Source organism: Pseudomonas sp. SDO5522_S412 (assembly GCF_054071215.1).
This window is the reverse complement of record NZ_JBSVWQ010000252.1, coordinates 1-7,896: the sequence shown is the minus strand read 5'-3', so window position 1 is coordinate 7,896 and position 7,896 is coordinate 1. Positions and strand designations below refer to the sequence as shown.

The window sequence follows — 7,896 nt, the reverse complement described above, 5'->3', positions numbered from 1 at the left end:
GGAGCGGGCTTGCTCGCGAATGCGGTGGGTCAGTCGACAACAAGCTGACTGACACACTGCATTCGCGAGCAAGCCCGCTCCCACATTTGTTTTGCGGTGTTTGCGAAGCTGGTTATTTAGCCGCCGACACTCGCCACACCTTGTTCCCCACGTCATCCGCCACCAGCAAATCCCCCTGCTTGTCGATCACCACGCCGACCGGGCGGCCCATGGCTTTCTCATCGCTATTGAGGAACCCGGTCAGCACATCCACCGGCTGGCCTTTGGGTTTGCCGCCTTCAAACGGCACGAAGATCACCTTGTAGCCACTGTGGGGCTTGCGGTTCCAAGAACCATGCTGGCCGATAAACGCGCCATTGCTGAATTGTGCCGGTAGCTTGCTGCCCTCGGCAAAGGTCAGTCCCAGGGAGGCTGTGTGCGGGCCCACCGCGTAGTCCGGGGCAATCGCCTTGGCTACCAGTTCCGGGTTCTGCGGACTCACCCGCACATCCACGTGCTGCCCGTAGTAACTGAAGGGCCAGCCATAGAACGCGCCATCCTTGACCGAGGTGATGTAGTCCGGCACCAGGTCGCTGCCGATTTCATCGCGCTCATTGACCGCCGTCCACAGCTTGCCGCTTTGCGGTTCCCAGGCCATGCCGTTGGGGTTGCGCAGGCCGGAGGCGAAGATGCGGTGCTGGCCGGTGGCGCGGTCCACTTCCCAGATCGCGGCGCGGCCTTGTTCGGCTTCCAGGCCGTTTTCCGCGACGTTGCTGTTGGAGCCCACGCTGACGTACAACTTGCTGCCGTCCTGGCTCGCGACCACGTTCTTGGTCCAGTGATGGTTGATGCTGCCGCCCGGCAAGTCGGTCACCGTGGTGCCGGCTTCCTTGATCGAGGTTTCGCCTGGCTGATAGGGGAAGCGCAGCAGCTTGTCCGAATCGGCCACATACAGGTCGCTGCCCACCAGGGTCATGCCGAACGGCGAGTTCAGGTTCTCCAGGAACACCGTGCGGGTTTCGGCTATGCCGTCGTGGTCGGCGTCCCGCAGCAGGGTGATGCGGTTGGGGCTCGGCACGGCGGCCCCGGCGCGGCCCATGACTTTCTCCATCACCCAGCCACGAATACCCTTGGAATCGTCCGGCTTGGGTGGCGCATTGGTTTCTGCCACCAGCACATCGCCATTGGGCAGCACATACAGCCAGCGCGGATGGTCCAGGCCTTCGGCAAACGCCGCTACTTGAGTGCCTGCCGCCGCCGTTGGCTTGGTGCCTTCGGGCCAGCCGATGGCCGGGGCGATATTCACCGTGGGGATCAGGGTTTTATTCGGTTCCGGCAGTTTGGGCGAGGGCCCGGTGCCGTCGGACACTTGCAGGGTAGAGCTTTCGCCGCAGGCGGCGAGGGTGCCGGCGAGCATGATCAGTAGGGCAAGTCGGGTCTTGTGCATGGTTTTCTCCTTAATACCTGTAGCGGTAGAGGCACGCAGCGGCCCGATGGTTCACGCGCATGTCCGGCTTTAATTGACGCTCCACCCCCAACCCACTAACCTTCGCGGCTTGTTTCAGGTGCTCTGTGGCGTACGCGCCGACTGAGTGAAACAGGGAAGCCGGTGAGTGAGCGCATTTTTCTACAGTGCTGCCACGATCCCGGCGCTGCCCCCGCAACGGTAAATGAGTCAAGACGGTGCCTTAAGCCACTGTATCGCCCGCGATATGGGAAGGCGCACCTTCGGCATCCAATGCCACTCATGAGCCCGGAGACCGGCCTGATCCATCCAACAGCATCACGGTGGGCGATGCTTGGCTGTCTGTATGTGTCTTTTTCCTGCCCGCCGTTTTTGTCCAGCCCCAACGGAGAGCTGCCATGACTGAATCCCCCGATCGTGACGAACGCCACCTGGCGCGCATGCTGCGCAAAAAAGCCTTGATTGACGAGCGCATTGCCAATTCACCGAACGAGTGCGGGTTGCTGCTGGTGCTTACCGGCAATGGCAAAGGCAAGAGCAGCTCGGCCTTTGGCATGCTGGCCCGGGCCATGGGCCACGGCATGCAGTGTGGCGTGGTGCAGTTCATCAAGGGCCGCAACAGCACTGGCGAAGAACTGTTCTTCCGCCGTTTCCCCGAGCAGGTGCGCTTCCACGTGATGGGCGAAGGTTTTACCTGGGAAACCCAGGACCGTGCCCGCGACATCGTGGCCGCCGAAGCCGCCTGGGCGGTCTCCCGGGAAATGCTGCAGAACCCGGCCATCGGCCTGGTGGTGCTGGATGAACTGAACATCGCCCTCAAGCACGGCTACCTCGACCTGGACCAGGTACTCAGCGACCTGCAGGCCCGCCCCCCGATGCAACACGTGCTGGTTACCGGCCGTGGCGCGAAACCCGAATTGATCGAAATGGCCGACACCGTGACTGAAATGGGCATGCTCAAGCATGCATTCCAGGCGGGTATCAAGGCGCAGAAAGGCATCGAACTTTGAATCAGCCCCGTCACTGTCCTGCTGTGCTGATCGCCGCACCGGCGTCCGGCCAGGGCAAAACCACCGTCACCGCCGCGCTCGCCCGTTTGCACCGCAACCTGGGGCGCAAGGTGCGAGTGTTCAAATGCGGCCCGGACTTTCTCGACCCGATGATCCACGAGCGCGCCAGTGGTGCGCCGGTCTATCAATTGGACATGTGGATGGTCGGCGAGCAGGAAAGTCGCCGATTGCTGTGGGAAGCGGCGGGGGAAGCCGACCTGATCCTGATCGAAGGCGTGATGGGCCTGTTCGACGGCACGCCGTCCAGCGCCGACCTGGCGCGGCATTTTGGCGTGCCGGTACTGGCGGTCATCGATGGCACGGCCATGGCCCAGACCTTCGGTGCCCTGGCATTGGGCCTGGCGCGTTACCAGCCGGACCTGCCGTTTGCCGGCGTGCTGGCCAACCGCGTCGGCACGCTGCGCCATGCGCAACTGCTTGAAGGCAGCCTGACCGAAGGCCTGCGCTGGTACGGCGCACTGTCCCGGGAAACCGGGATCGAATTGCCCAGCCGCCACCTTGGCCTGGTGCAGGCCAGCGAATTGAACGACCTCGACCTGCGCCTCGACGCCGCCGCCCAGGCTCTGGGCAGCAGCTGTGAGGTAGCGCTGCCACCGCCGGTGGAATTCGCTGCGCCCGAGGTAATCGAGGCCCAACCGTTGCTGGCCGGCGTGCGCATCGCCGTGGCCCGCGACGAAGCCTTCGCGTTTACCTACGGCGCCAGCCTCGACCTGTTGCGAGCGATGGGCGCCGAGCTGCGCTTCTTCTCGCCGATTCGTGACCGCGCATTGCCCGAAGCTGACAGCCTCTACCTGCCCGGCGGTTATCCGGAATTGCATCACCAGGCGCTGTCGGAAAATACCGCGATGCTCGACGCCATCCGCGCCCACCACGCTGCTGGCAAGCCACTGCTGGCCGAATGCGGCGGCATGCTCTATCTGCTGGACTCACTCACCGATGTCGACGGCACCCGTGCCGAACTGGTCGGCCTGCTCCAGGGCGACGCCGTGATGCAAAAGCGTCTGGCGGCACTGGCCCTGCAAAACGTCGAACTGCCCGAAGGCCTCTTGCGCGGTCACACCTACCATCACTCGCTGACCAGCACCGAGTGGCAGCCGATTGCCCGGGGCCTGAGCCCGAATGGCGGGCGCGGTGCCGAGGCGGTTTATCGTCAGGGCCGGATGACGGCTTCCTACGTGCACTTTTATTTCCCGTCCAACCCGATGGCGGTGGCTGCCTTGTTTGCGCCAAGCCTTGAGACCGCCATCGCAGGCAAGCCCGCTCCCACAGTTGACCGAGTTGAAACGCAATCCAATGTGGGAGCGGGCTTGCCCGCGATGAGGCCATGACTGACAACGCCTTTCCGGAAGCCGACCGCGAAGCCGTCTACCGCGCTATCGCCGAACGCCGCGACATGCGGCACTTCAGCGGTGGCAGCGTGGCGCCGCAATTGCTCCATCGCCTGCTGCAAGCCGCGCACCAGGCGCCGAGCGTCGGCTTGATGCAGCCCTGGCGTTTTATCCGCATCAGCGACCGCAACCTGCGCGGCCAGATCCAGCAGCTAGTGGAAGAAGAACGCGTACGCACCGCCGAGGCTCTCGGCGAGCGCTCCGACCAGTTCATGAAGCTCAAGGTCGAAGGCATCAACGACTGCGCCGAAGTGCTGGTGGCTGCCTTGATGGACGACCGCGAGCGGCATATCTTCGGGCGCCGCACCTTGCCGGAAATGGACATGGCATCGTTGTCCTGCGCGATTCAGAATCTATGGCTGGCGGCTCGTGTCGAAGGGCTGGGCATGGGCTGGGTCTCGCTGTTCGAGCCCCAGGCCCTGGCCGATCTGCTGGGCCTGCCGCCCGGTGCCAAGCCGTTGGCCGTGTTGTGCCTGGGCCCGGTGGCCGAGTTCTACCCGGCACCAATGTTGCAGCTCGAAGGCTGGACCGAACCACGGCCGCTGAGTGACATGTTGTACGAGAATGTTTGGGGAGTGAGTCAATGAGTGTGGCCTTGCTGAGTGTCGCTGCCGTGGCGCTGGATGCGCTGCTGGGCGAGCCCAGGCGCTGGCATCCGCTGGTGGCGTTCGGCAATTTTGCCGGGCGCATCGAGCAACGATTCAACTCCGGCGGTCGGGGCTGGCGCAGCCATGGCGTCACCGCCTGGGTGATCGCGGTGGTGCCGCTGACCCTGCTGGCCACGGCGCTGTCGTGGGCGCCCTACATCGGCTGGGTCCTGGAAATCCTCGCATTGTATTGCGCCCTCGGCATGCGTAGCCTCGGCGAGCACGTGCTGCCGGTAGCGCAAGCATTGCGCAGCGATGACCTGGACGAGGCACGCAAACGCGTCAGCTACCTGGTCAGTCGCCAGACCAGCGAGCTGGACCGCACTGAAGTTGCCCGTGCGGCCACCGAATCGGTGCTGGAAAACGGCAGCGATGCGATATTTGCTGCGCTGTTCTGGTTTGTGGTCGCTGGCGTACCCGGCGTGGTGCTCTATCGTCTGAGCAACACCCTGGACGCTATGTGGGGCTATCGCAATGAGCGCTTTGAACGTTTTGGCTGGGCCGCGGCGAAGATTGACGACGTGCTCAACTACATTCCCGCGCGCCTGGTGGCGTTGACCTACGCGCTGCTGGGCAAAACCCGCCTGGCTCTCAAATGCTGGCGCACCCAGGGCCCGACCTGGGACAGCCCCAACGCCGGCCCGGTGATGGCTGCGGGTGCCGGTGCCCTTGGCGTGGAGTTGGGCGGTGCAGCGATTTATCACGGTGAGCTGCACCAGCGCCCGCCACTGGGCGAAGGCCCGCCGGCGGATGCGGATTCCATCGAGCGTGGCTGGCAACTGGTGCAACGCGGCGTGTGGCTGTGGTTGCTGATCCTGTGTGTGGGGGCTGAGTTTTATGCTTGAGCACGGTGGCCGCTTGCGCAAGGCGGCGATGCAGTACGGCATTCCAGAAGCAGACTGGCTGGACCTGTCCAGCGGCCTGGCGCCATGGCCGTTTCCGATTCCGGAAATCCCGCTGCGGGCCTGGGCGCGCCTGCCTGAAAACGACGACGGCCTGGAGCAGGCTGCCTGTGAATATTACGGCACGCCCTATGTATTGCCGGTGGCCGGCTCCCAGGCCGCGATCCAGTTATTGCCGCGCCTGCGCCGGGCCGGCAAGGTCGGTGTGCTGTCGCCGTGTTACGCCGAACACGCTGAAGCCTGGCGTCGCGCCGGCTACATCGTGCGCGAAGTGCTGGAGCAGGAAGTCGACTTCTTCCTCGACAGCCTCGACGTGCTGGTGGTGGTCAACCCCAACAACCCCACCGGCCTGAGCCTGACGCCGCAACGCCTGCTGGACTGGCATGCTCGCCTGGCCCAACGCGGCGGCTGGCTGGTGGTGGATGAAGCCTTCATGGACATCACCCCGCAACTGAGCCTGGCGGGCCAGGCCCATCAAGTCGGCCTGATCGTGCTGCGCTCGTTCGGCAAATTCTTCGGCCTGGCCGGAGTGCGGCTGGGGTTCGTGCTGGCCGAGCGCAAGCTGCTCAAGCTGCTCGCCGAACAGGTGGGGCCGTGGGCCGTCAGCGGGCCGACGCGGGTGCTTGGGCAAGTATGCCTGCGCGATACGGCCGGCCATGCGCAACAGCGGCTGCGTTGCGAATCGGCCAGCCAGCGCCTGTTTGATGTGCTTGAACGCCACGACTTGCGGCCCCAGGGCGGCTGCGCGTTGTTCCAGTGGATGATCACGGACCGGGCTGAGCAGCTGCATGAATTCATGGCCCAGCGCGGCATTCTGCTGCGCTTGTTTGTCGACAACAGCAGCCTGCGTTTCGGCCTGCCGGATACCGAGGCCGACTGGTTGCGGCTGGAACAGGCACTGAAGGCCTACAAGGAAGCCTCATGAGTACCTTGATGGTGCAGGGCACCACATCCGACGCGGGCAAAAGCACGTTGGTGACCGCGCTGTGTCGCTGGTTGGTGCGCCAGGGCATACCGGTGGTGCCCTTCAAACCGCAGAACATGGCACTCAACAGCGCCGTGACTCCCGAAGGCGGCGAAATCGGCCGAGCGCAGGCGGTGCAGGCCCAGGCGGCGAACCTGGCGCCCCACACCGACATGAACCCGGTGCTGCTCAAACCCAACAGCGACACGGGCTCCCAAGTGATCATCCACGGGCGCGCCGTGACCACCATGAATGCCGTGGCTTATCACGATTACAAAGCCATCGCGATGCAAGCGGTGCTGGCCTCTCATGCGCGGTTGAGTGCGGCTTACCCGGTGGTGATGGTCGAGGGTGCGGGTTCGCCGGCGGAGATCAATCTGCGGGCGAACGACATTGCCAACATGGGCTTTGCCGAAGCGGTGGACTGCCCGGTGCTGCTGATTGCCGACATCAATCGCGGCGGGGTGTTTGCGCACCTTGTGGGCACTCTGGAATTGTTGTCACCCACCGAACAGGCGCGGGTCAAAGGCTTCATCATCAATCGCTTTCGCGGCGATATCGCGCTATTGCAGCCGGGGCTGGATTGGCTGGAAGCGCGCACGGGCAAGCCGGTGGTGGGGGTGTTGCCGTATGTGATGGATCTGCATCTGGAGGCTGAGGACGGTATCGACCAGCGCCAGATCGACAAGGCGGCGCAAGTGCTCAAGGTGGTGGTGCCGGTATTGCCGCGGATCAGTAATCACACGGATTTTGATCCGTTGCGCTTGCACCCGCAGGTGGATTTGCAGTTTGTGGGGCCGGGGCAGGCGATTCCTGCGGCGGACCTGATTATTTTGCCGGGCTCGAAGAGTGTGCGCAGTGATTTGGCGTATTTGCGGGCCAACGGGTGGGACACGGCGGTGGCTCGGCATCTGCGTTATGGCGGGAAGGTGTTGGGGATTTGTGGTGGGTTGCAGATGCTCGGGGAGCAGGTGCATGACCCGCTGGGGTTGGAAGGGCCTTGTGGTTCTAGCGCTGGGCTGGGGTTGTTGGCGTTCAGTACGACCCTGGAGGAGGAGAAGCAGCTGCGTAACGTGCGGGGGCGGTTGTTGCTGGAGGAGGCCGAGGTGAGTGGGTATGAGATCCACGCGGGTGTAACCAGTGGCGCTGGCTTGGTGCGGGCTGCGGTGCAGTTGGACGATGGGCGCCTGGATGGGGCTCAGAGTGAGGATGGGCAGATCCTTGGGACCTATTTGCATGGATTGTTTGAGGCTCCGGCGGCCTGTAGTGCTTTGTTGCGTTGGGCCGGGTTGGAAGATGTGCAAGAGGTGGATTATCACGGGTTGCGGGAGCGGGATATTGAGCGGTTGGCGGATCTGGTAGAGCGGCATTTGGATACTGGGTTACTGCGTTCGTTGTGTGGGGTTTGAGTTGTTTGTAATGGACCGTGTACATATCCGTTGCTGCGGTAACGGCCGCTTATGGTTCCGCTCTTACAGCGG

7 protein-coding genes and 1 riboswitch are annotated in these 7,896 nt (G+C 63.8%); of the genes, 6 read left to right on the top strand and 1 reads right to left on the bottom strand.

Translation table 11 applies throughout. From position 1 onward, the window contains the following. Window positions 1–112: 112 nt before the first annotated feature. The gene (locus tag ACW9I6_RS28530; RefSeq protein WP_102368344.1) at window positions 113–1,426 is read right to left on the bottom strand and encodes a PQQ-dependent sugar dehydrogenase; all 1,314 of its coding nucleotides are present in this window, start codon (window positions 1,424–1,426) and stop codon (window positions 113–115) included. Window positions 1,427–1,525: 99 nt separating this feature from the next. Next, window positions 1,526–1,762: riboswitch (cobalamin riboswitch) on the top strand. 80 nt (window positions 1,763–1,842) lie between these two features. Between ACW9I6_RS28530 and cobO the strand changes: the two genes are divergently transcribed. The 6 genes from cobO to ACW9I6_RS28500 are packed head-to-tail and all read left to right on the top strand — an operon-like array spanning window position 1,843 to window position 7,824. Continuing rightward, the gene (gene cobO, locus ACW9I6_RS28525) at window positions 1,843–2,454 is read left to right on the top strand and encodes a cob(I)yrinic acid a,c-diamide adenosyltransferase (protein WP_457340096.1); all 612 of its coding nucleotides are present in this window, start codon (window positions 1,843–1,845) and stop codon (window positions 2,452–2,454) included. Beyond that, window positions 2,451–3,842, top strand: coding sequence for a cobyrinate a,c-diamide synthase (locus tag ACW9I6_RS28520; RefSeq protein WP_457340095.1), 1,392 nt, complete (start codon window positions 2,451–2,453; stop codon window positions 3,840–3,842). The genes cobO and ACW9I6_RS28520 overlap by 4 nt, the downstream gene beginning before the upstream one ends. Beyond that, window positions 3,839–4,489 (top strand): 5,6-dimethylbenzimidazole synthase, encoded by a 651-nt coding sequence (gene bluB / locus ACW9I6_RS28515; protein WP_003210753.1) that lies wholly within the window; start codon window positions 3,839–3,841, stop codon window positions 4,487–4,489. The genes ACW9I6_RS28520 and bluB overlap by 4 nt, the downstream gene beginning before the upstream one ends. Further along, window positions 4,486–5,394: an adenosylcobinamide-phosphate synthase CbiB gene (gene cbiB / locus ACW9I6_RS28510; RefSeq protein WP_003210754.1), complete on the top strand. Its 909-nt coding sequence runs from the start codon at window positions 4,486–4,488 to the stop codon at window positions 5,392–5,394. Before bluB ends, cbiB begins: the two co-directional genes overlap by 4 nt. Further along, the gene (cobD, locus tag ACW9I6_RS28505) at window positions 5,387–6,376 is read left to right on the top strand and encodes a threonine-phosphate decarboxylase CobD (RefSeq protein WP_457340094.1); all 990 of its coding nucleotides are present in this window, start codon (window positions 5,387–5,389) and stop codon (window positions 6,374–6,376) included. The genes cbiB and cobD overlap by 8 nt, the downstream gene beginning before the upstream one ends. After that, window positions 6,373–7,824: a cobyric acid synthase gene (locus tag ACW9I6_RS28500; protein ID WP_457340093.1), complete on the top strand. Its 1,452-nt coding sequence runs from the start codon at window positions 6,373–6,375 to the stop codon at window positions 7,822–7,824. The genes cobD and ACW9I6_RS28500 overlap by 4 nt, the downstream gene beginning before the upstream one ends. Window positions 7,825–7,896 lie beyond the last annotated feature (72 nt).

Excerpts from the sequence above, each read along its gene's own strand:
- ACW9I6_RS28530 (WP_102368344.1), bottom strand. The coding sequence starts at position 1,426 with ATGCACAAGACCCGACTTGCCCTACTGATCATGCTCGCCGGCACCCTC.
- cobO (WP_457340096.1), top strand. The coding sequence starts at position 1,843 with ATGACTGAATCCCCCGATCGTGACGAACGCCACCTGGCGCGCATGCTG.
- bluB (WP_003210753.1), top strand. The coding sequence starts at position 3,839 with ATGACTGACAACGCCTTTCCGGAAGCCGACCGCGAAGCCGTCTACCGC.
- cbiB (WP_003210754.1), top strand. The coding sequence starts at position 4,486 with ATGAGTGTGGCCTTGCTGAGTGTCGCTGCCGTGGCGCTGGATGCGCTG.
- cobD (WP_457340094.1), top strand. The coding sequence starts at position 5,387 with ATGCTTGAGCACGGTGGCCGCTTGCGCAAGGCGGCGATGCAGTACGGC.
- ACW9I6_RS28500 (WP_457340093.1), top strand. The coding sequence starts at position 6,373 with ATGAGTACCTTGATGGTGCAGGGCACCACATCCGACGCGGGCAAAAGC.